Genomic DNA, 22,420 nt, shown 5'->3' on the forward strand with positions numbered 1-22,420 from the left:
CAGCGCGAGGCAGGCGAGCGCGGCGACGGCCGCGGCCGCCGCGCACCGGGCCGTCCGCGTCCACACCGGCCGCCAGGACGCGACCACCGCCCGGCCCTCCCGGCGCCGGACCGTCGCCGAACTCACCCTGCTCACCCTGGCGGTGGGCGCCGTGGTGGCGCTGCGCACCCGGGGCACGTCCGGCGGGCCGGACGCCTCCGGCGACCAGTTGGTGTCGCTTGCTCCGGTGCTGGTCGCGGTGATCGCCTCCTTCGTGCTGGTGCGGCTGTATCCGCTGCCGCTGCGCGGGCTGGCCCGCCCGGCCGGGCGGCTGCGGGGTGTGGCCGGCCCGCTGTCCCTGGCCCGCGCGGGCCGCGCCTCCGGCTCGGCGGTGCTGCCCCTGCTGGCGCTGCTCACCGCGCTGACCACGGCCGCCTTCGGCGGCTCGGTGCTCAGCGGCGTGGCCGAGGCGCGGGAACGGGCGGATCTGCTCGCCGTCGGCGCCGACGACCGCGTCGAGTCCCTGCACGCGCTGCCCGCCGCTGTGACGGACAGGGTCCGCCGGGTGCCCGGCGTCGAGCGGGTCACCGCCGCCGCCATCTCCTACAACGCCCGCCCGCTGGACGGCGAACGGACGGTCCCGGTGGCGGGCGTCGACCCGGCCGGCTACGCGGCACTCGCCCGGCACACGGGCGTCGGCCCGTTCGACCACCGGGCGCTGCGGGCACCGGGAACGTCCGGCGAGAAGACCCCCGTGCCGGCCCTCGCCTCCCCCGACGTGGCCGAGCGCTACGGCACCCGCCCCTTCCTCGTCCGCATGGAGGACGGCAGCGCCGTCACCGTACGGATCACCCAGGTGCGGGACCGCACCCCGGCCGTGGCCGGCGAGGCGTTCCTGGTCGTGGACCGCTCCGCGCTGTCCGCACGGGCCGCCCGGACGACCGCGCTGCTGGCGACCGGCACCCCCGGCGCGGCGGCCCTGCGCAGGGCGGCGGGCACCGGGCCCACCGTGCAGATCCGCGCCGAGGAGCGCGCCGGGTACGTCGACTCGCCCCTGCAGTCCGGCGCCGAACGCGTCTACACCGCGGCCGTGGCGGCGGGCGCCGGCTACGCCGTCCTCGCCCTGCTGCTGACCCTGGTGCGCGCCGCTCCCGAGCGGGCCGCGCTGCTCGGCCGGCTGCGCACCATGGGCCTGACCCGCGCCCAGGGACGCCGGCTGCTGGTCCTGGAGTCCCTGCCGCAGACGCTGCTCGCGGCGCTGGGCGGCACGCTCACCGCCTGGGCCACCATCCGGCTGCTCGCCCCCGGCATCGACCTGACCGCCGTCGCCGTCCCCTCGTCCGTCTCCCCGCCCGGCGGGACCACGCTGCCCGTCGACCCGGTGTCGCTGCTGGTGCCGGCCCTGGCCGTGCTGGCGCTCACGGTCGGCATCTCGGTGGCGCAGGCGTGGTGGACGAGCCGCCGCGGCTCGGTACGGGAGCTGAGAGCGGGCGATGCCCGATGACCCCGTGGCCGCCACGGCACCGCGCGACCGCACCCGGAGGAGGTCCCCGATGACCACGAACCCCACGCTGGACGACCTGACCCGCCGCGTCACGGCCGGCCGCGACCGGCCCGCCTTCGGCCACGACGCGCTCATCACCTGCGACCGGCTGGTGCGGGTCTTCACCGCGGACGGTGTGGAGGTGCAGGCCCTGCAGGGGCTGGACCTGCTGGTCCGCGAGGGAGAGCTGATGGCGCTGGTCGGCGCCTCCGGCAGCGGCAAGTCCACCCTGATGAACATCCTCGCCGGTCTTGACGTCCCCACGGCCGGCGCGGCCCGGGTGGCCGGGCGCGACCTGCTCACCATGACCGCCCGGGACCGGCTCGCCTACCGGCGCGAGGTCGTCGGCTTCGTCTGGCAGCAGACCGCGCGCAACCTGCTGCCGTATCTCACCTCGGCCCAGAACGTCGCCCTGCCGCTGCAGCTGCGCTGCGCGAAGCGCGCCGGGGAGAACGCCGGGAAGGGCGCGGGCCGGATCCGGGGCCGTGCCGCCCGCCGGGCCCGCGCGGAACGCGTGATGGAACTGCTGGAGATGCTGGAGGTCGCCGACTGCCGCGACCGCCGCCCGCACGAGATGTCCGGCGGCCAGCAGCAGCGGGTCGCCATCGCCGTGGCCCTCGCCAACGACCCGGCGGTGCTGCTCGCCGACGAACCGACCGGCGAGCTCGACTCCCACACCGCCGAGCAGATCTTCGCCGCCTTCCGCACCGCCAACGAGCGGCTCGGCACCACCATCGTGATCGTCACCCACGACCAGGCGGTGGCCAACGAGGTCCGCCGCACGGTCGCCATCCGCGACGGCCGCACCTCCACGGAGGTGCTGCGCCGCAGCGAGGTCGACGAGGTCACCGGCGACGAGAAGGTGGTGGCCCGCGAGTACGCGATGCTGGACCGCGCCGGCCGCCTCCAGCTCCCCGCCGAGTACACCCGCGCCCTCGACATGCGCGACCGCGTCGCCCTGGAACTGGAACCCGACCACATCGCGGTCCGCCCGGACGACAGCCGGACGGACTGACAGTCCTTGGGGGGCACCCGCTCCGTGCTTCAGCGCACGCTGACGTCCAGCGCGCCCAGCCCCGACCGCCGTACGGCGACGGATCCGTAGGGGGTGCGCAGCCGCAGCCACGCGCCGGACGAGAACAGCCCTGCCTCCGTGCCCCGCAGGAAGCCCAGCGCCTGCGCCGCGTGCACCGCCCGCACCGGGAGGGCGGTGTCGCCGACCGTGCGGGACCAGATCTCCCGCCCGATCCGGTCGAGTTCGGCCCGGGTGCGCCGCTCGGGCGGCAGCCCGGCCGTGCGGGACTTGAACTCCGCGACCGCGGCGGCGACCAGGCCGCGCAGCTCCTCCAGCTCCGGCAGTCCCGGTTCCGGTTGCCAGCCGCGGCGCGGCGGCAGCACCCCGGCCCAGGGCGGGCCGGTGACCGCGGCGGGCACGGTGGCCGTGGCGGCGGCCTCGTCCACCGACTCCAGCAGCTCACCGGCGGAGACGGTGCGGTCGAGGGTGACGTCGAGGCCGTTCTCGTACGGCTTGGCGAGCCGCACCGCGCGGACCGCCAGCACCTCGAAGGACGGCGGCCGGCCGAAGACGGCCAGCGCGGTCCCGGCCGACTGCATCCGCACGGCCGCCGAACGGTCGTAGTGGAGCAGCCGGGAGAGGAAGGCGGCGAGATCCGCCGCCTCCCCCTCGTCGGCCAGGTGGAGCACCGTCATGCGGCGACGGCCTCTTCCTCGGAGTCGTCGTCCTTCGCCGGACCGGCGGGCTCGGCGGACTCGTCCCTGTACTGCTCGAGGAACTCCCGCTCCTCCGCGGTGATCCGGCGCGGCCGCTGTGCCTCGAAGTCGAACGGCACGATCACGGTCGACGCCCGGACGTAGATCTGGTCGCCGTCCTTCACCTCGTAGGCGATGGTGAAGGACGCCGCCCGTATCTCCGTGACCCACAGCTCGATGTCGACCGGGTGGTGCCGGTGCACGAGCTGCCGCTTGTAGTCGATCTCATGGCGCGCCACCACGGACCCCTGCTGGAAATCCTTGTCCGGGCGGAACAGGAAGTCGATACGGGCCTCCTCCAGGTAGCGGAGGAAGACGACGTTGTTGACGTGTCCGTACGCGTCCATGTCCGCCCAGCGCAGCGGGCAGCGGTAGATGTGCCGCAAGATCGATCAGCCCCGGGTCAGCTTCTTGTAGGTGGCGCGGTGCGGACGCGCGGCGTCCGGACCCAGCCGCTCGATCTTGTTCTTCTCGTAGGACTCGAAGTTGCCCTCGAACCAGAACCACTTGGAGTCACCCTCGTAGGCGAGGATGTGCGTGGCGATGCGGTCCAGGAACCACCGGTCGTGGGAAACGACCACGGCGCAGCCCGGGAACTCCAGCAGCGCGTTCTCCAGGCTGGAGAGCGTCTCGACGTCCAGGTCGTTGGTCGGCTCGTCGAGGAGCAGCAGGTTGCCGCCCTGCTTGAGGGTGAGCGCCAGGTTCAGCCGGTTGCGCTCACCGCCGGAGAGCACCCCGGCCGGCTTCTGCTGCTCCGGCCCCTTGAAGCCGAACGCGGACACGTACGCCCGGCTCGGCATCTCGACCTGGCCGACGTTGATGTAGTCGAGCCCGTCGGAGACGACCTCCCACAGCGTCTTGTTGGGGTCGATGTTCTCGCGGCTCTGGTCGACGTAGGAGATCTTGACGGTCTCACCGACCCTGATGGTGCCGGAGTCGGGCTGCTCGATGCCCTGGATCATCTTGAACAGCGTGGTCTTGCCCGCACCGTTGGGGCCGATCACACCGACGATGCCGTTGCGCGGCAGCGTGAAGCTGAGGTCGTCGATGAGGACCTTCTCGCCGAAGGCCTTGTAGAGGTTGTTGACCTCCACGACCACGTTGCCCAGACGCGGCCCCGGCGGAATCTGGATCTCCTCGAAGTCCAGCTTCCGCATCTTCTCCGCCTCGGCGGCCATCTCCTCGTAACGCGCCAGACGCGCCTTGGACTTGGCCTGCCGCCCCTTGGCGTTGGAGCGCACCCACTCCAGCTCTTCCTTGAGGCGCTTCTGCCGCTTGGCGTCCTTCTGGCCCTCGACCTTCAGGCGGGCGGCCTTGGTCTCCAGGTAGGTGGAGTAGTTGCCCTGGTAGGGGTAGGCGCGGCCGCGGTCGAGCTCGAGGATCCACTCGGCGACGTTGTCCAGGAAGTACCGGTCGTGGGTGATGGCCACGACGGTGCCCTCGTACTTGGCGAGGTGCTGCTCCAGCCAGTTCACCGACTCGGCGTCGAGGTGGTTGGTGGGCTCGTCGAGCAGCAGCAGGTCGGGCTGCTCGAGGAGCAGCTTGCACAGCGCGACGCGGCGCCGCTCACCACCGGAGAGGTTGGTGACGGGCCAGTCGCCGGGCGGGCAGCCGAGCGCGTCCATGGCCTGCTCGAGCTGCGCGTCGAGGTCCCAGGCGCCCGCGTGGTCCAGCTCCTCCTGCAGCTTCCCCATCTCCTCGAGGAGCGCGTCGGAGTAGTCGGTCGCCATCTGCTCGGCGATCTCGTTGAACCGGTCGAGCTTGCCCTTGATCTCGGCGACACCCTCCTGGACGTTCTCCAGGACGGTCTTCTCCTCGTTCAGCGGCGGCTCCTGCAGCAGGATGCCGACGCTGTACCCGGGCGCGAGGAACGCGTCACCGTTCGACGGCTGCTCCAGCCCAGCCATGATCTTCAGAACGGTCGACTTACCGGCGCCGTTCGGGCCGACGACGCCGATCTTCGCTCCGGGGAGGAAGTTCAGTGTGACGTCGTCGAGGATCACCTTGTCGCCGTGCGCTTTGCGCGCCTTGCGCATGGTGTAAATGAACTCAGCCAAGAGAAACCGTCCGGCAGCTTGAAATCAGGCAGTGGGCAGATACACCCCATCTTGCCGTACCGCCACCCCTGGGTGGAAACCAGCGTGGGGGACCTGCCCTGACCTGGGGTTTCGCCGCCGACGGCGGCAGCTGCCCGCACGCGGCTGTTGCGAGCGCATCGCACCTGGTCAGGGGGTGTACGACGGCTGTGGCTGCAATCGGATTCCTGTGCCACGGTGAGCCGCATGGACGGGAAGCAGCACACGCATCACGGCCACGATCACGGTCACGGTCATGATCAGGGTCACGGTCGCGGTCGCGGTCGCCCGCACGGTCACGGCGGCGCGGATGCCGGGCAGCGTCCCGGCGACCCCCGGCTGAAGCGGCTGCGGCACCGGCTCGCGCACCTGATCACCCCGCACAGCCACGAGGCCGCCGACAGGGTGGACTCGGCCATGGAGACCTCCCGCGAGGGCATGCGCACGCTGTGGATCTCGCTGGCCGTCCTGGGGATCACCACCGTCGTCCAGGCCATGATCGTCGCCCTGTCCGGATCGGTGGCCCTGCTCGGGGACACCATCCACAACGCCGCCGACGCGCTGACCGCCGTCCCGCTGGCGATCGCGTTCCTCCTCGGCCGCCGGGCCGCCAACCGCCGCTACACCTACGGCTACGGCCGGGCGGAGGACCTGGCGGGCGTCCTCATCGTCGCGACCATCGCCGCGTCCGCCGTCCTGGCCGCCTACGCGGCCGTCGACCGCCTCCTCAATCCCCGCGACATCACTCACCTGTGGTCCGTCTCCGGCGCGGCGCTGGCCGGCTTCACCGGCAACGAGTGGGTGGCCCGCTACCGGATCCGCACCGGCCGCCGCATCGGTTCCGCGGCCCTGGTCGCCGACGGTCTGCACGCCCGCACCGACGGCTTCACCTCCCTGGCGGTGCTGCTGGGCGCGGGAGGCACCGCACTCGGCTGGCGCGCCGCCGACCCGGTCGTCGGACTGCTCATCACCGTCGCCATCCTGATGGTCCTCAAGGACGCGGCCCGCGAGGTCTGCCGGCGCCTGATGGACTCCGTCGACCCCGACCTCGTCGCCACGGCCCACGCCGCCCTGCGCGGTGTGGACGGCGTGCTGGGCACCGGGGCGGTGCGGATGCGGTGGATCGGCCATGTCCTGCGCGCCGAGGCCGAGATCGTCGTCGACGCGCGGCTGACCGTCGTCGAGGCCCACCGCATCGCGGTGGCCGCCGAGCACGCCCTGATGCACGCCGTCCCCCGGCTGACCGCCGCCACCGTCCACACGGACCACACCCCCGTCGAGGGCGACCCGCACGCCGCCCTCGACCACCACGCATCACACCCGGCGCGCACGGCCCGGCTGGCCGTCAGCGGCCACTGAAGGCCCGCCGCTCATTGGCTACTGCTGGGCCCCGGCCCGCCTCCTCCGCACCACGTAGCCGACACCGCCCGCCGCGACCACAACGAACGCGGCCGCCGCGCCCCGGCCAGCCCCAGAACCAACAGACCGGTCACAGCCACCGCGCCTTGCCGCCAGGGCACCGGCCCCTCGGCCACCAAGTGGTGTGCGGCCACGCCGAGCACCGTCCCGCCGCCAGCCCGCCAACACCCCCTGGGCGGAGGCCCAGCCGGAGGCGAGCTGCACTTGTCTGACGGGTCAGCTGCGCCGGCGGGCGATGAGGAGGCCTGCTCCGCCGAGGAGGACCAGGGTGATGGCGGAGCCGGCGATCCAGGCGGTGGCGTTGGAGGCGCCGGTGGCGGCCAGGTTGGTGTCGTCGGGGGTGGTCACGGGTGTGGGGCTCGGGTCGCTGAGGGTCTGGGTGGTGGTGCCCAGCTCTGCCGCGCGGGTGCGGCAGTCGAGGTGGCCGGTGAAGCGCTTGGCGAAGCCGCCGGGGCCGCTGACGGTGAAGTCGTAGGCCTGGTCCTCGCTCAGCGGGACGGTCACCGTGCGGGACTCCCTCGCCGCGATGGTGTACTTCAATCCCGTCACCTCGATGGTGAACGGCGTGTCGGCGGGGTTGGTGACGGTGACGTCCACGCCGCCCTTGGCGCAGTTCTCGCGGGCGGACACCGCCGGTACGGCACCCTGACCGGACCAGGACACCGCCGCGGTCGCGGAGACCGTCGACTCGCTGGAGCCCGCCAGGATCTGCGTCTGGCTGCGGCTCTCCGAGGCGAAGGCCCGGCCGACCGGCACCGTGGTCGAGGCGTGCACGGTGAGTTCGGCGCTGTCGGCCGGTGCGTCCTCGGGGATGTCGAAGTACAGCCGGCTGCCGTCGGTGGCGCTGGTGACCGGCTTGCCGTCCTGGTCGACGACCCGCACCTCGCCGGTGGCCGTCCCGGTGAGCGGTGCGACCGTGACGCTGGGGGCGTCCGTACGCACGGTGACCGGGCCCAGCTTCTCGCCGGGGCGGCCGGAGACCGCGGGCGGGTCCAGGGTCAGGGACGCCCTCGGTTCCGGCTGGTTGCGGGCGTTCTTCTCCAGGTAGTCCGCGAGCTGTTCGGCCTGCGGGTCGACGGCCTCGACGTCCACGTCGTCGGAGTAGCGCCAGATCGCCACCTGGGTGCCCGCCGCCGCGTCCTGCTCGGTGAGCCGGCCCCGGACGCCCGCCTTCTCGGCGAGCGCCGCGAGGTCGTTCACCTGGGGGTAGGAGTGGTGCAGGATCCAGCGGATCCGGCCGGCGTTGTCGTTGGTGGCCAGCGAGGTCCCGCTCCAGGGGGTCTCGCGGTACCGGGCGTCCTGCTGGGTGGGGGTGTGGATGTCGATGCAGTACGTCTGCAGGGTGCCGCCGCCCTCGACGGACATCTCGAACAGCCCGGCGGGGATCTGCTGCTCCTGCGCGGCCCCGCGTATCACGGCCGCGCCGTACGTCTTCAGTCCGGCGATGGTCGCGGTCGCCCCGCCCTGGCCCGGCTCCGTCCCGCTGGTGCCGGCCGCTCTGGCCGTCCCGGCCCCGGTCAGCAGGCCGGCGGCGAGGCCGGCCACCAGAGTCCCGGCGGCGAGGCGGGCCGTCCCGCGCCCACGCGCGGACGACGACACGGAGAACGAAGCAAACACCGAATTCCCTTCCGAGCGGGACCCGTTGCACGTGGGGGACGGTCCCACCAGCAGAATCAGCGGCCCCCTGAACCCCAGGAGCCATTTCGGCATCCTATGGACGCGGCGCGACGCGCCGGCCGGTGATCCCGTCGGAGGGCTGATCCGACTCGTAATCGTTATCGCCGCATGCGCAGATAAGCCGTAGTTCGGCCAGGTCGGGCATCTTCGGGGGCGACCGCCGGAGCGCCGTTCGGAGCTGACGTCATGTCACGGCGGCGGGCTGGGGCCGCTGTTGCTGTTGCTGTTGCTGTTGTCGAGGGTCCGTGGCCGGCGTCGCCGGATCGTCGGGGGTGGTCTCCCAGTCGGGCTCGGGGCGGTCCTGGGGCGTGGTGCCGGCGGGCTGTTCCGTGCGCTGCCTGCGCTGGAAGGCGGACGTGCCGCGGGTGAGGTCGTGGCCGATCGCCACCGCGTCGATGTCCGCCGACAGCCAGCCCTGCTGTCCTTCGCGCAGCTCGGTGCGCACCTTCAGCCGGCCCTGCACGATCACGGGGTCGCCCACCGACAGCGAGGCCGCAGCGTTGGCGGCGAGCTGCCGGTTGGCCCAGACGGTGAAGAAGTTGGTGTGGCCGTCGGCCCAGGTGCCCTTCTCCCGGTCCCAGTACCGGGAGGTGACCGCCAGCCGGAACCGGGTCGACTCGCCGGAGGCCAGCTCCCGGTGCACCGGCTGCGTCGCCACATTGCCCACCGCGCAGACCATCGTCTCGTTCATCGCGTCTCCCTCCCTCACCCGGGCGCCGTCGGCGCCGGGCGGATACGCGTACGGGCCCGTCCCGTACGGAAGCGTCCGCCGCGACGGTCGCCGCATCTGCCGCAACCGTCGCCGCGCAGCCAGACTGCCTCCGCCGGGCCGGACCCGCTGAGCCCTGTGGACCACGACCGGCCTGTGGACAACGCCGTCACCCGAACGGGCAACTCCACCACGAGAACGGGCAACTCCGCCGCCAGAACGGACGGGCAACTCCACCACGGAACGGCCCGTCCATCGCCCCGCGCAGGGGGCCGTGCCCGTCATCTCCTCCCGCTACCGGCCCCCACCCCCGCAACCCGCCCGAACCGCTCCCGTACCTCCCGGTACCGCAGCAGCTCCGCCGCCACCGGATCGAGGACGCGGGCCCGGCCGCACCCGGCCGCAGCCTCCCGCAACCGTCTCTCGGCCTCCGTCCCGTATCTCCGCGCGGGCCCCCGGGCGGCCATCTTGCAGCTCCACTCGATCAGCGGGCCGCCGATGATGCCGATCATCATCAGCAGCACCGGGACCCCGAGGTTCGGCGACATCACCCCGATGATCTGGGCCAGCAGCCACAGCCCGCCCACGAACTGCAGGATCGTCATGGACGCCTGGGCCAGCACCGCGACCGGCCACCAGCCGGGCCTGGGCGGCCTCCCCGGCGGCAGCCCGGCCCGCACGGCCAGCTCGTCCAGCGCCTCCGGCAGCCCCTGGGCACCGCGCGCGGCCGCCTCCCGCACCGCCTGGGCCCAGGGCGCCGGCAGCCCGGCCGAAGCCCGGTCCGCCACCGTGCGCACCGCCTGCTCGACCCGCTGCCGCGCGGTGACCTCCTCGTCGGGCTGCGGTCGCACGACCTGCCGGCCGGTGGCGGGTTCCCGGCGTTCCTGGCACCAGCGCCACAGCCGCAGCCAGGGCGTGCCGCAGGCGCGGTTGGCGTTGCGCAGCCAGGCGCGTTCCGCGGCCTCGCCCGCCGCGGTGGCCCCCACCGCGTCCGCGAGGCGGGCGGAGAACTCCTCGCGCGCCTCCTCGCTCAGTCCGACCCGGCGGCGGGCGGCGTAGACGGGCCACAGCCGGGCCGCGGCGATGTCCACGTCCGCGGCGATCCGGCGGGACGGGGCGGCGCGCTCGGCGACGAACTGCCCGAGCGCATCGCGCAGCTCCCCGACCCCGTCACCGGTCAGCGCGGACAGCGCCATCACGGTCGCCCCGGGCTCGCCGTACTCGCCGAGCGCGATGCCGTCCTCGTCGAGCAGCCGCCGCAGATCGTCCAGGACCTGCTCGGCGGCCTCGCCGGGCAGCCGGTCGATCTGGTTGAGGACGACGAACATGACCTCGGCGTGGGCGGCCATGGGCCGCAGATAGCGCTCGTGCAGCACGGCGTCGGCGTACTTCTCGGGGTCGACCACCCAGATCACCGCGTCGACCAGGCGCAGCACCCGGTCCACCTGCTCGCGGTGCTGCACCGCCGCCGAGTCGTGGTCGGGCAGGTCGACCAGGACCAGCCCGCGCAGCTGCTCGTCCACGTCCGGGCCCGGCTGGAGGGGGCGCCTCCGCAGGCGGGGCGGGATGCCGAGGCGTTCGATGAGGCCGGCCGCGCCGTCGCTCCAGCTGCACGCGATAGGCGCGGCGGTGGTGGGGCGGCGGACACCGGTCTCGGAGATGGCCACTCCGGCGAGCGCGTTGAACAGCTGCGACTTACCGCTGCCGGTGGCGCCGGCGATGGCGACGACGGTGTGCTGCCCGGAGAGCCGGCGCCGTGCGGCGGCCTCGTCGAGCACCCGGCCCGCATCGGCGAGGGTGTGGTTGTCCAGGCGGGTGCGGGAGAGCCCCACCAGTTCGCGCAGCGCCTCCAGCCGGGAGCGCAGCGGCGGGTCGTACGACAGCGGGGTGATGATCTGCTGTGCCGGCGGGGGGGTCTGGGTGAGGGCGTACGGCGCGTGGCCGGGGTTCTCCTCGGCGCGCCGCGCGATCAGCCCGTCGTCCCAGGGATCGCCGTCGCCCGCACGGCCCGCGCGGGCGCCCGCGCTCGCACCACTGCTCACGTTCGCGTTCGCGTTCGCGGAGCGGTCCCCGGTCAGCCGCCCGGAGTCCCCGCCGGACGTACCGCCCGCGCCACCGCAGGCGTCGTCCGCACCGGACCGGTCCCCCTCGGCGCGGCCCGGCCGCCGGGCCTGCTCGGGACGTCCGGCCTCCGGAGCACTCCCGGAAGGGCTCCCGGAGTGCCTCCCGGAAGGGTTCCCGGAGTGCTCTGCATGCTCAGCATGCTCGGCTTGCTCGGAATGCTCGGGGTGCTCGGTGTGGTCCTGGTCAGTGACGGCGGTCACCGAATCACCTCTCCTTCTGCAGTACGGACAGCGCGGCGATGAGTTCGGCCTGCGGCTCGGGGTGCACCTCGAGCGCGTCGAGCGGCGCGAGCCGGCGTTCCCGTTCGGTGTGCAGGATGCGGTCCACGTGCTCGACGAGCAGCCGGCCGCCCCGGTCGCGCAGCCGCAGCGCCCCGTGTGCGCCGATCCGCTCGGCCAGCCGCTCCCCCGCGGCGCGGCCCCGGCGCCCGCCCAGCAGCACCGTGGCGACCAGGGCGGCGACCATCTCGGGGTCGGGCGCGACGCTGCGGTCGAGCTCGCGCACCTCGTCCTCGGCGTACTCCTCGAGCTCACGCCGCCATCGCCGTACGGCCAGCCCGATCCGGTGCTCGGCATCGTTCCCGGCCGTCTCGCGGGCGGCGAGCTCGGGGGCGGCCGCGGCCGGCTCGCGGCGCCAGGCCTCGTCGACGCGCTCGTCGGCGGCGGTGACGGCGCACAGCAGCAGCTCGGCCAGGCTCTCGACGAGGGTGTCGAGCAGTTCGCCGGGGGTGCAGTCGAGGGGGAAGGCGCGCCACCGCTTGAGTGCGTCGCCGGCGAGCACGGCCCCGGCCTGGAGGCGGCCCCGCACCCGGTTGTGCTCGCTGTCGTACGCGGTGTCGACGGCCGAGGTGAGCCGGAGCGCGGCGGCGTGCTGCGCGGCGGCGGCGCCGGCCAGCTCGGGCAGGCGGGTGCTGAGGGAGTCGAGGACGCCGTGGGCGGTGCGGGCCACGGCGTGCTGGCGGGCGGCGGGGTCCTGGGTCTGGTGGACGAGCCAGGTGCGCAGCGCGGCCACGGCGGTGGCCGGCAGCAGCCCGCCGCCCCAGGCGGACTCGGGCAGCTCGGGCACGGTGAAGCGGGGCACCTGGCCGAGGCCGGCCTTGGTGAGCAGGGCGCCGTACTGCCGGGACACCTCGCCGATCACCTGGTGGGGGACCCGGTCCAGGACGGTCACCAGGGTGACGTCGTACTCCTTGGCGGTGCGCAGCATGTGCCAGGGCACGGCGTCGGCGTAGCGGGCGGCGGTGGTGACCATGATCCAGATGTCGGCGGCGCAGATCAGCTCGGCGGCCAGGACGCGGTTGTCGGAGGCGAGGGAGTCGACGTCGGGGGCGTCCAGCAGGGCGAGGCCGGGCGGCACGGTGTCGGCGGTCTCGATGCGCAGCACCCGGGCCGGGTTCTCGCCGGGGAGCAGCAGGTCGTCGGTGGGGTCGTGCCGGTGCGCCCAGACGCGGGTGAGGTCGGGGAGGACTCTCATCCCGCTGAACCAGTGATGATCCTCCGGATGGCAGACCAGCACCGGTGTGCGTGTCGTCGGCCGCAGCACGCCGGCCTCGCTGACCCGGCGGCCCACGAGGCTGTTCACCAGGGTGGACTTGCCGGACCCGGTGGATCCGCCGATGACGGCCAGCAGAGGCGCTTGGGGGTCGCGCAGCCTGGGCACCAGATAGTCGTCCAGCTGCGCCAGCAGTTCGTCGCGGTTGGCACGCGCGCGGGGAGCCCCGGCCAGGGGCAGCGGGAAGCGTGCGGCGGCGACACGCTCGCGCAGGGCGGAGAGTGCGTCGAGCAGCTGAGGCCGTACGTCCAAGGTCACCACATGCGAAGAATGCCCAATTTTAGGGGAATTCTGAAGCATATGAGCATGTCTGCGCGCCGACCGGACGCAAGGGACAGAAGGGATGACTGGGATAGAGGCATACTCCAGGCATAACGAGTACACAACACCGGGCGGGTGAGCCACCCAAAAGCGATGCGGGAATCCCGCCGGCCTGCGATTATCGGGACCGCTTCACTGAACCTCCACATCGAGCCACGGAGGCGAAGCGTCAGGGGCAGGGACGCGGGAGCCCTATCCTTGTCCCCGGCAAACGTCAGGGGTCCGCCACACCGGCCCCCATGGCACCAGGCCAGCACACCGGCCCCCGTAGCTCAGCGGATAGAGCAGGCGCCTTCTAAGCGCTTGGCCGCAGGTTCGAGTCCTGCCGGGGGCGCCACACTCCTTCCGGTCTCCGCATCGCGCCTCGCGGCCTCTGCATCACGGCAGGGGTCGTTTTTTCCTGCACGGCATCTCACGCGCAGCCGTACCCCACACCTGCGAGCGGCTGCGAACGGCTGCGAACGGCACTCCTCTACAGCCTTGCCCCATGAGCCACTTCGCCCGGATCGCCCACAATTGAGTGATAGCGCCGGGTTGGTGAGTTTCCTGGTAATCATGGAACGGTTCTCCGTCGTTCCGCCTTCCCCGGAGCCGCTCATGCGCACTGCCGTCACCGCCGCCCAGGACTTGCCGACCCAGGGAGCGTCGGGGCCCGCCCCTTCGGAACAGGTGGAGGAGCACGGCCTGGTGTTCGGGGGCTTTGCCTATCAGTGCCGCATCGTCCGTCAACCCGCCCCGCTCACCGAGCCGTTGCTGCTGCTCGGCGGCTCCTCCCAGAACCGCTACTCCTGGCAGGGCCACGAGAGGTGGCTGTCACCGCTGTGCACCATGGTCACCGTGGACCTGCCCGGCTACGGCAGCGCCGACTTCCTGCCGGCCCGGTACGGCATCGACTTCCTCGCCGACGCGGTCGCGCACATGCTGGCGGAGCTCGGCATGCCGCGGGTGAATCTCTTCGGCGGCTGCTTCGGCGAGGTGGTCGGCCTGCGCTTCGCCCAGCGCCACCCCTCCTTCGTCCGCCGCATCCTCTTCGGCGGCGCGGCGAAACGTCTTCCCGGCCTCTACACCGAGGCCGTTCCCCGGCTGACCCACGCGCTGGAGCGGGGGTCGATCGAGGAGGCCGCCGACGGGCTGGTGCGGCTGTTCATGTCGAACCCGGAGGCCGGCCGGGTCCGCAAGCACGCGGCCGTGGCCCGGCTGCTGCGCAACCAGTTCCTGACCCAGACGCCGGACGAGATCAGAAAGGCCGTCGAGCACAACACCCGCCTGACCACCCACGGCTGCTACCGCCCGCTGCCCGTCCCCCGCGTGCCGACACTGGTCTTCACCGGCGAGTACGACACCCTCTGCACGCCGGCGATGGGCCGTGAGCTGGCGGCGACGATGCCGGGTTGCTGGTTCACCACCGTCAAGGAGGGGGACCACCTGGTGACCGTCGAGCGCCGGGAGGAGTCCTCCGACCTGATCGGCCGCTTCTGCACGGACCGCTCCATCGAGGACCTGCCGTACTGCAACGCCGTCGAGCGCATGTGACGGATGCGCGCCGCACAGCGGAGAGCGGCCGGAACCCTGCGGAGGGGTTCCGGCCGCTCTCCGGTGCACGGCGCGGGCGGGGTGCCGACGTGAACAAGGCGTCTCGGCCGCCGCGCCGGGGCGTCAGGATTTCCCGGACCTGACGACCACCTCGCTGACGCAGGTGACCTGGCTGTTGCTGCTCGGGCAGCTCTGCACGGACTTGTTCTTCAGGAGGACGTTGCCGAGCGAGTCGCTCTTCATCCGGTACTCGGCCGCCTGCACGCAGCGGATGTTGCCCTTGCCGTCGTTGACGCACTTGTCGCCGGGCGCGTCGGTGGCGGCGGCCTGGCCGGCGCCGAGACCGATGAACGCGAGACCTGAGAGGACGCCCGCCGCCGCTGCGATCTTCTTCGTACTGAACATCTACCTATTCCTTGAGCGGTCGCCCCCAGCGCGAGGGGGCGACGACGTGGTGCCGGGTGGCCCACCGGGCCACAAAGCCGGGCAGGCCCGGAGCCCGAACACGAGGTTCGAACTCCGGGACCCGCCTGGTTCGACCGAGAGGACTCAGTGCTCCTCGCCGCCGACGGTGAAGCTGGTGGCGCAGGTGAGCGACTCCTTCTCGCTCGCGTCCTGCTGCGACCAACCGAGGATGCCGAGCGACAGGTTGACGTCGTCGATGTTGATCAGACCCGTGGTGGAGTCGTTCTGCTCGCAGTTCTGGGTCTGCGAGTTCTTGAGCTCCACCTGCGGGTCGTCACCAGCGTGGCCGATACCGGCACCCAGGAAGCTGACACTGCCGAGCATGGCCATGACGACCGCGGCCTTCTGGTACTTGCGCATTACCTCTCCATTCTCGAGTCGACCCGATCCGGGATGAACCGGGCCGCTATTTCCGTCGCCCAAATTAGGCGACCTGACGGGACATTCAGTACGTGAAACGCCGAGTCGCGAAGCGCCGACTAAAAGGAACCCATTGGCGCCATTGCGTATTCATTTAATCTGTAAATCCATCGGGGCCGGGGAATTCACCGGCGGGCCGGGCAGGCCCGGAACCCGGTACGAAGCGCCGGATTCCGAGACCTGCCCGCATCACTGGACCAGTGATCACTTGCCGAGCTTGAAGCCCTGGGCGCAGCTCAGGGCCTCGTGCTCGCCCGCGTGGTTGGAGGACCAACCCAGGAGCGCGCCGACGCTGACGTTGACGTCGTCGACGTTGATCAGGCCCTTGGCGCTGTCGTCCTGCGAGCAGTTCTGCGACTGCTTGTTGTCCAGCTTGAACGCCGGGTCGTCACCGGCGTGACCCACGCCGGCGCCCAGGAAGCTGACGCTGCCGAGCATGGCCATGACGACCGCGGCCTTCTGATACTTGCGCATTACCTCTCCGTTCTCGTGTAGACACGATCCGTGATGGACCGGTTACGTACAGTGAGTAACGTAAGGGAGGGGCACGGATTTGGACAGGCGAAACGCCCAATAACGTAGTTTTCCTGTGAATGAGCACCTCATAGGACCGGCGCGCCGACATCGAATGGCGCAGCGCGCGGGCATCCCGGCCCCGTGCTTCGAGGTCCGCCTATTTCAAAAGGGTGATACGCACCCGATCACCGTTACCGGTCCCGCATCGCCGCGTTGAGTCGGCTGTGCGGGTGCGCTTCGTGCAACCGCCCTTACCGAACCAGTTAGGAGAACGTGATGTCTCGCATCGCGAAGGCTGCCACTGTCGCTCTCGGCACGGGTGCCGTGGTCCTCGGCGGGGCCGCCATGGCCCAGGCTGACGCCGGCGCCAAGGGCGCGGCGGTCCACTCGCCGGGCGTCATCTCGGGCAACGTCGTCCAGGCCCCGATCCACCTGCCGGTCAACGTGTGCGGCAACACCGTCGACTTCATCGGCGCCCTGAACTCGACGTGGGGCAACACCTGCGTCAACGAGGACTGAGTCAGACGCACTTGGAGAGAGCCCCGGCCCTCGAGCGCCGGGGCTCTTCGCATGTCCGGCGGCGTGCAACGTACAGGTCCTGCGGTACGCAAGGCCCCGGTGCCCTTCCGGCGGACTCGACAGCAACAGGCGGGGACAGCGAGAAGGAGCATGGACAGCAAGAAGCCCCCGGTTCGCACCGGGGGCCTTCTCGCTGTCCGCGCGTCGTGGGATCTCAGGCGCGCAGCCCCACGTCGCCGTGCACCGGCTTCGCCTCGTTCACGATGACCGCCGCTTCCTTCATCGTGCCGAGCACCGAGGCGTCCTGCTGCTCGCCGGTGAGGACGTTCGTCTCCTGCGACAGCGGCATCATCTCGAAGGGGATGCCGGTGCGCAGGCCGGTGTCCAGGCCGGTGGAGGCCAGGTCGCGGCCGTCCTGGGCGTACGCGGGCGCTGCCGCACCGGCGGCGATCAGGGATCCGGCAAGGACGACGGCAGCCTTCAGGGACTTCATCATGTTCCTTTCTTCGGCAACGCAGGTCGCCGGAGGGGAATGTGTCGCCCTGCCTAACGATCCCTGGCGGCGCCGGAAACCAGGAGTCCCCAGATTGACGAGTCCTCATATGAGATCAGCGCAGGCCGCCCGGTGAAGGGTCCGTGAAACGGCGTGGCGGACCGTGACACGGCACGGTCCGCCACGTGGTGGGTCACGGCGCCGGCAGCAGCACCACCGTGTTGTCCGGGGTGAGGGCGGGCAGCGTGGTGGCGGTCGCCGCCGGGGTGGTGGCCGCCGAGTCCGAGGCGGACGTGCCGGTGGCGGCCCCGGTGGCGGTCCCGGTGGTCGTGGGCGCGGCGAGGCCGGGGTCGCTGACCTCCTCGATGAGCGCGTCCACCTCGGCGAGCAGTGCGTCGATGAACGCGTCCAGCGAGTCGAAGGACTCGAAGCCGGCGTCGGCCAAAGCCTCCTCGGCGGCGGCCTCCGCGGCCACGTCGGCGGCATCGGCGGCATCGGCCGCGTCCTCGGCGGCGTCCGCCGACGTGTCCTCCGTCGCCGTGGCGTCGGCGGTGGAGTCCGTGGCGTCGGCGGTGGAGTCCGTGGCGTCGGCGGTGGAGTCCGTGGTGCCGGTCGTGCCGGTGGCCGGGGTGCTCGCCGGGAGGCCCGGCACCAGCTCGAAGACGCTGCCGAGCAGGTCGAGCAGTTCGCCCAGCAGGTCCTCGGTGAGCGGGGTGTCGGCGGCGGGCAGCAGTACGCCGGTCGCCTCCTGCTCCGCCGGGACGAGGGTCACCACCGGCTGCTCGTCCGCGGCCTTGCGCAACGCCTTCCTGGCGGCCTCACCCAGCTTGCGCACCTCGGCGTGCGACAGGGTGGCGCGGTCCTGGCGCAGCACCGCCTCCGCCAGATCGACGACCGGAGCGAGCGGCCCCGCCTGGGCCTTGAGCTTCTCGGCGCGCTGGAGCAGCGCGTCGGCGCCGGGGAGCGCCGCGCCCGGCGCCGCAGCCTCACCGCGCTCACGGACCGGGTCCGCCGCCAGTGCGGCGGGGCCGGTGATCCCGGCCAGGAGGGCGGCGCACAGTGCGCCGAGTGCGAGGCGCCGTGCAGGCAGAGCGCGCATGGGCAGTTCCTTTCGAGGGATTTTGCGAACCTGCACCCCACCGTGAGAGCGCCCAGTGGCTCCCGCAACCGATCATCGGCCTTTCGGATCACGGACCGTCACCCCAGTGCCCGTACGGCCTGATGAGGGGACGTGAGGCAGAGCGCGCACCCCGGGGGGCGCACGTACGAGGGATTCACGATTCCAACACACTTGCCGTTATTCATTGAGTTTCAGTGAATTTGTCCGGTTGATGACTAGAGTTGCCAACCTCTCCACGCTTCCCCCACGGGCGGACGCATCGCACTCGTCCCCGCTGCTGCCTGCCGCCGCCACTGCTTGACGAAAGGCTCCGACGGTCATGCGCCAATCCCTGGGTCAGCTGCTCCGCCATACGACGGCGGGCGTGCTCTCCCTTGCCGCGGTGTGGGCTTCTTGCGGCTCCACCGCTGCCGCCCCGGCCCCGGAGGTCGACAGCATCCCGTTCGATCTCAGGCACCGCGCGGTCCAGCACGGCGGCATCGTCCGCGCCGCCAACTCCTCCATCACCTGCCGCGCGCGCCAGAAGTCGTGCTCCGACGTGCGCGAGGGCAAGGCCGGGGTCAACGGCGACTTCGACATGCACTACATCGACGTCGACAGCGACCCCAACACCTACAACTCCTCCCGCGCGACCCTCCGGCTGCCCAGCGGCTCCCGGGTGACGTACGCGCGGCTGTACTGGGGCGGCAACCTGCGGGTCGGCGAGCAGAAGCCGGCCGAGGACACCGGGCGTGTGCTCATCGCCGAACCGGGCGGCGAGTACAAGGAGGTGCTCGCCGACACGATCGTCGGGCACCGGGTGACGGACGACGCGGACGCCTTCCAGGCCTCGGCCGACGTGACGTCCCTGGTGGGCGACAGCGGGTCGGGCCTCTACACCGTGGCGCAGGTCAACGTGGCCGCCGGGCAGTCCGCCGCCGGCGCCTGGGGCGGCTGGACGCTGGTGGTGGTGTACGAGAACCAGTCGGAGCCGCTCCGCCAGCTCGCCCTGTGGGACGGCTTCGCGGCGCTGCGCTCCCGCGGCGAGGACCTGCGGCTGACCGGCCTGAACATCGCCGACGGCGCATCAGGGCAGGTGGGTCTGGTCGCCTACAACGGGGACCGCGGCACCGCCGGCGACTCGCTCGTGGTGACCGGCCCGTCCGGCTCGGCCTCGCTGGGCGACGGCGTCAACCCGCGCGACGACGTGCTCAACTCCACCATCAGCGGCCCCGGCACCGGCTCCCGGGTGCCCGACTACGGCAACACCCTCGGCTACGACTCCGACGTGTTCGACGTCGGCCGGGGCATGCTCGGCGCCGGCACCGACGCGGCCCTGCGGCTCACCTCCGCCTCGGACGCCGCGTGGGCCGGGGTGTTCTTCCTCACCGCCGAGGCTCGGCAGTAACCCGGCGCCCCGCGGCCCGCACTCCCTTCCCGACTCCTTCGTCACCGCCTTCGTCAGCGAGGAACCCTCACCATGGACCTGTCGTCCTGCGGCCGCCGTCCGCGTGTCCTGCACCTCACGCAGCCGGTGGACGGCGGAGTCGCCCGCGTCGTGGCGGACCTGGTGCGGGCCCAGCTCGCGGACGGGCTGCAGCCCGTCGTGGCCTGCCCGGACAGCGAACTCTCCGTCCGGCTGCGGGCGCTCGGCGCGCCGGTGCACTCCTGGCAGGCGACCCGGTCGCCGGGCTCGTCGCTGGCGCGGGAGGTGCGGCAGTTCGCCCGCCTGATCGACGGGATCCGCCCGGATCTGGTGCACGCGCACAGCGCGAAGGCCGGACTCGCCGGGCGGCTCGCCGTGCGCGGCCGCATCCCGACCGTGTTCCAGCCGCACGCCTGGTCGTTCGAGGCAGTCGGCGGGACCACCGCCGACCTCGCGCTCAAGTGGGAGCGGTGGGGGGCGCGCTGGGCCGCGCGGACGGTGTGCGTGAGCGAGGCCGAGCGCCGGACCGGGGTGGCCGCGGGCATCTCCGGCCGGTGGACCGTGGTGCCCAACGGCGTCGACCCCGAGCACTTCCGCCCGGCGCCCGCCGAGGACGTACGGGCCTTGCTGGCGCCGCTGGCCGGGCTGCCGGCCGGCGCGCCCCTCGTCGTCTGTGTGGGGCGGCTGTGCCGGCAGAAGGGCCAGGACGTGCTGCTGCGGGCCTGGCCGTCCGTGGTGCGGCAGGTCCCCGAGGCGCGTCTGGTGCTGGTCGGCGACGGGCCCGACCGGGACCGGCTGCGGGCGGCGGCGCCCCGGTCCGTGGTGTTCGCGGGCGCCGCCGCAGACACCGCCCCCTGGTACCAGGCGGCCGATCTCGTCGTCCTGCCGTCCCGCTGGGAGGGCATGGCCCTGGCGCCGCTGGAGGCGATGGCCTGCGGCCGGCCCGTGGTGCTCACCGACGTCGACGGCGCCCGCGAGAGCCTGCCCCCGGCGTTCGCCCCGTCCCTGCTGGTCCCCCCGGAGAGCCCCGCCGAACTGGCCCGTGCCGTCGCGGATCTGCTGCGCGACCGGCCGCTGAGCGCGTCCCTCGGAGACGGGGGACGCCGGCATGTGCTGGCCCTGCACGACGTGCGGCGCACCACCCGGGCGATCACCGACGTCTACCGCGACCTGCTCGGCACCTGGACCGGCAGGAGATGGACGCGCCCGCCGCGGGACGGAGCGGATGTCCGTGCGCCGGGGCGGAGCCGGGCGGGGAGCGCCGGGGCCCATCGGACCACACAGCGTGTCGAGCCATCCGAGCACAGGGAGTCCATCCACTCGTGACCGCCGAACGTACCGTGCCCTCCCCCGGCACACCGCCGATGGAGCACGGATTCTCCGCCGTCTCCGTCATGCCGAAGCCCGGCACCGACACCGCCGTCCTCACCGAGCCCGCCGCCACCGGCTACCGGCCGCCCGCAGGCGGGCGCCCGGCCCGGCCGGCCTCGCCGCTGCCGCTGCTCGCCGCGGACGCGGCCGCCGCGCTGGCGGCCGGGCTGGCCCTCGCCGGGGCCCGGCGCCACCTTCTCTTCGTCGCGCTGCTGTGCGCGGCGGCGCTGCTGCTGCGCCGGCGCGACCGCAGACCCCCCGTACCGGCGCTGCTGGAGGAACTGCCCGCCGTGTGCGGGCGGGTGGCGGTGGCCTGGCTGGCGTCCGCCGCGCTGTGGGCCGTGCTGCGTCCGGAGCTCGCGATGGCCACCGGCACCGTGCTGACCGGGCTCGCCCTGCACGCGGTGCTGTGCTGTGCGCTGCGGGCGGCCGTGCACGGGCGGCGGCGGGCCGCGCTGCTGCGGCATCCTCAGGCCGCACTGGTGATCGGCCCGGCGGCGACCGTGCAACGCGTGGCCGCCGCCGTGCTGCGTCATCCGCGCTGCGGGCTGCGGCCGGTGGGGGTGATCTGCGAGGAGCCGGACGGCGGCGAGGGGATCCCGGTGCTGCGGACCGGCGAGGAGGTCGAGCGGGCCGTCGTCCAGAACGGGGTGCGGGCCGTGCTGGCCGTACACCCCTCGGTCCGCGCCGACCAGGGGCCGCTGCTGCGCACGCTGGCCGGGTCCGGCTGCGAGATCTGGGAGCTGGACGCCGCCACACCGGCGTGTCCGACCGGTGAGCGGCTGGCCGGATTCGCCTGCCGGCGGCTGGAGTTCTTCCCGGCGCGGGCGGGCAGCGCGGGCAAGCGGGCCCTCGACGTCGTGGTGTCGGGCACGCTGCTGCTTCTGGGCAGCCCGCTGCTGCTGGTGTGCGCGGTGACGCTGCGGATCTGCGACGGGCCCGGCGTGGTGTTCCGGCAGGAGCGCATCGGCCGCGACGGGCGTCCGTTCACGCTGCTGAAGTTCCGCACCCACCGGCCGGTCGACGAGCACGAGTCGGCGACCCGGTGGAGCGTGGCCAACGAGAACGAGATGCGCCGCTTCTGCCGGATGCTGCGGCGCACCTCGCTGGACGAGCTGCTGCAGCTGTGGAACGTGCTGAGGGGCGACATGAGCCTGGTCGGCCCGCGCCCCGAACGCCCCTACTTCGTGTCCCAGTTCAGCCAGAAGTACCCCGGCTACGCGGCCCGGCACCGGATGCGGACCGGGATCACCGGCCTCGCCCAGATCCACGGGCTGCGCGGCGACACCTCCATCGAGGACCGTGCCCGCTTCGACAACGCCTACATCGACGACTGGTCGCTGTGGCAGGACGTCTGCATCCTGCTGCGCACCGCCGTCACGCTGGTCCGGCCGACGGGGAGCTGAACAG

At 72.7% G+C, this 22,420-nt stretch carries 21 protein-coding genes and 1 tRNA gene; 9 read left to right on the top strand and 13 right to left on the bottom strand.

What is annotated here, in order from left to right:
• Together ABD198_RS19910 and ABD198_RS19915 are read left to right on the top strand one after the other, a co-directional pair.
• The coding region (locus ABD198_RS19910) for an FtsX-like permease family protein (protein ID WP_344003561.1) at positions 1-1,483 on the top strand (1,483 nt) is incomplete at its 5' end.
• 49 nt (positions 1,484-1,532) lie between these two features.
• Positions 1,533-2,537 (top strand): ABC transporter ATP-binding protein, encoded by a 1,005-nt coding sequence (locus ABD198_RS19915; RefSeq protein WP_344003564.1) that lies wholly within the window; start codon positions 1,533-1,535, stop codon positions 2,535-2,537.
• Between the two features lie 29 nt (positions 2,538-2,566).
• On the opposite strand, the gene ABD198_RS19920 is transcribed toward ABD198_RS19915, so the two are convergent.
• From ABD198_RS19920 to ABD198_RS19935, 4 genes are all read right to left on the bottom strand, one after another.
• Positions 2,567-3,232 carry a DUF8185 domain-containing protein gene (locus ABD198_RS19920; protein WP_344003567.1) on the bottom strand — a complete coding sequence of 222 codons (666 nt, stop codon included), beginning with the start codon at positions 3,230-3,232 and terminating at the stop codon, positions 2,567-2,569.
• Positions 3,229-3,678, bottom strand: a complete 450-nt coding sequence (locus ABD198_RS19925; protein ID WP_344003569.1) for an acyl-CoA thioesterase — start codon at positions 3,676-3,678, stop codon at positions 3,229-3,231. Before ABD198_RS19925 ends, ABD198_RS19920 begins: the two co-directional genes overlap by 4 nt.
• 6 nt (positions 3,679-3,684) lie before the next feature.
• Positions 3,685-5,349, bottom strand: a complete 1,665-nt coding sequence (gene ettA, locus ABD198_RS19930; protein ID WP_344003572.1) for an energy-dependent translational throttle protein EttA — start codon at positions 5,347-5,349, stop codon at positions 3,685-3,687.
• 168 nt (positions 5,350-5,517) lie between these two features.
• On the bottom strand, positions 5,518-5,736 hold the full coding sequence (locus ABD198_RS19935) for a hypothetical protein (RefSeq protein WP_344003575.1): 219 nt from the start codon (positions 5,734-5,736) through the stop codon (positions 5,518-5,520).
• A gap of 48 nt (positions 5,737-5,784) precedes the next feature.
• Here ABD198_RS19935 and ABD198_RS19940 point away from each other — a divergent pair, with 48 nt between their 5' ends.
• Positions 5,785-6,726, top strand: coding sequence for a cation diffusion facilitator family transporter (locus ABD198_RS19940; protein ID WP_344003578.1), 942 nt, complete (start codon positions 5,785-5,787; stop codon positions 6,724-6,726).
• Positions 6,727-7,002: 276 nt separating this feature from the next.
• Here ABD198_RS19940 and ABD198_RS19945 read toward each other — a convergent pair whose 3' ends face one another.
• The 4 genes from ABD198_RS19945 to ABD198_RS19960 form a co-directional block, all read right to left on the bottom strand.
• Complete coding sequence (locus tag ABD198_RS19945) at positions 7,003-8,403, bottom strand: Cys-Gln thioester bond-forming surface protein (protein ID WP_344003581.1); 1,401 nt, start codon at positions 8,401-8,403, stop codon at positions 7,003-7,005.
• A gap of 244 nt (positions 8,404-8,647) precedes the next feature.
• A complete protein-coding gene (locus ABD198_RS19950; protein ID WP_344003583.1) occupies positions 8,648-9,154 on the bottom strand; it encodes a single-stranded DNA-binding protein in 507 nt (168 codons plus the stop codon).
• Positions 9,155-9,453: 299 nt separating this feature from the next.
• Complete coding sequence (locus tag ABD198_RS19955) at positions 9,454-11,496, bottom strand: GTP-binding protein (protein WP_344003586.1); 2,043 nt, start codon at positions 11,494-11,496, stop codon at positions 9,454-9,456.
• Positions 11,497-11,500: 4 nt separating this feature from the next.
• Entirely contained in the window at positions 11,501-13,108 is a 1,608-nt protein-coding gene (locus ABD198_RS19960; protein WP_344003589.1) for a dynamin family protein, read from the bottom strand.
• A 321-nt stretch (positions 13,109-13,429) separates the two neighbouring features.
• On the opposite strand from ABD198_RS19960, the gene ABD198_RS19965 reads away from it, so the two are divergent.
• Both ABD198_RS19965 and ABD198_RS19970 read left to right on the top strand, forming a co-directional pair.
• Positions 13,430-13,505, top strand: a tRNA-Arg gene (locus ABD198_RS19965).
• A gap of 260 nt (positions 13,506-13,765) precedes the next feature.
• On the top strand, positions 13,766-14,701 hold the full coding sequence (locus tag ABD198_RS19970; protein WP_344003592.1) for an alpha/beta fold hydrolase: 936 nt from the start codon (positions 13,766-13,768) through the stop codon (positions 14,699-14,701).
• A gap of 123 nt (positions 14,702-14,824) precedes the next feature.
• On the opposite strand, the gene ABD198_RS19975 is transcribed toward ABD198_RS19970, so the two are convergent.
• The 3 genes from ABD198_RS19975 to ABD198_RS19985 form a co-directional block, all read right to left on the bottom strand.
• On the bottom strand, positions 14,825-15,106 hold the full coding sequence (locus ABD198_RS19975) for a hypothetical protein (RefSeq protein WP_344003594.1): 282 nt from the start codon (positions 15,104-15,106) through the stop codon (positions 14,825-14,827).
• Between the two features lie 144 nt (positions 15,107-15,250).
• The gene (locus tag ABD198_RS19980) at positions 15,251-15,526 is read right to left on the bottom strand and encodes a hypothetical protein (protein ID WP_344003597.1); all 276 of its coding nucleotides are present in this window, start codon (positions 15,524-15,526) and stop codon (positions 15,251-15,253) included.
• A gap of 264 nt (positions 15,527-15,790) precedes the next feature.
• Entirely contained in the window at positions 15,791-16,060 is a 270-nt protein-coding gene (locus tag ABD198_RS19985; RefSeq protein WP_344003600.1) for a hypothetical protein, read from the bottom strand.
• Positions 16,061-16,378: 318 nt separating this feature from the next.
• Here ABD198_RS19985 and ABD198_RS19990 point away from each other — a divergent pair, with 318 nt between their 5' ends.
• Complete coding sequence (locus ABD198_RS19990) at positions 16,379-16,621, top strand: chaplin (protein WP_344003602.1); 243 nt, start codon at positions 16,379-16,381, stop codon at positions 16,619-16,621.
• Between the two features lie 214 nt (positions 16,622-16,835).
• Here ABD198_RS19990 and ABD198_RS19995 read toward each other — a convergent pair whose 3' ends face one another.
• Entirely contained in the window at positions 16,836-17,117 is a 282-nt protein-coding gene (locus ABD198_RS19995; protein ID WP_344003604.1) for a hypothetical protein, read from the bottom strand.
• Between the two features lie 190 nt (positions 17,118-17,307).
• The gene (locus ABD198_RS20000) at positions 17,308-18,213 is read right to left on the bottom strand and encodes a hypothetical protein (protein WP_344003607.1); all 906 of its coding nucleotides are present in this window, start codon (positions 18,211-18,213) and stop codon (positions 17,308-17,310) included.
• 340 nt (positions 18,214-18,553) lie between these two features.
• Here ABD198_RS20000 and ABD198_RS20005 point away from each other — a divergent pair, with 340 nt between their 5' ends.
• The 3 genes from ABD198_RS20005 (at position 18,554) to ABD198_RS20015 (ending at position 22,416) form a co-directional block, all read left to right on the top strand.
• Positions 18,554-19,621, top strand: coding sequence for a DUF3344 domain-containing protein (locus ABD198_RS20005; protein ID WP_344003610.1), 1,068 nt, complete (start codon positions 18,554-18,556; stop codon positions 19,619-19,621).
• Positions 19,622-19,693: 72 nt separating this feature from the next.
• A complete protein-coding gene (locus ABD198_RS20010) occupies positions 19,694-20,965 on the top strand; it encodes a glycosyltransferase (RefSeq protein ID WP_344003613.1) in 1,272 nt (423 codons plus the stop codon).
• Positions 20,962-22,416: an exopolysaccharide biosynthesis polyprenyl glycosylphosphotransferase gene (locus ABD198_RS20015; RefSeq protein WP_344003616.1), complete on the top strand. Its 1,455-nt coding sequence runs from the start codon at positions 20,962-20,964 to the stop codon at positions 22,414-22,416. Before ABD198_RS20010 ends, ABD198_RS20015 begins: the two co-directional genes overlap by 4 nt.
• Positions 22,417-22,420 lie beyond the last annotated feature (4 nt).

It is taken from the genome of Streptomyces thermocarboxydovorans, from assembly GCF_039524635.1.
GTDB classification, from domain to species: Bacteria; Actinomycetota; Actinomycetes; order Streptomycetales; family Streptomycetaceae; genus Streptomyces; species Streptomyces thermocarboxydovorans.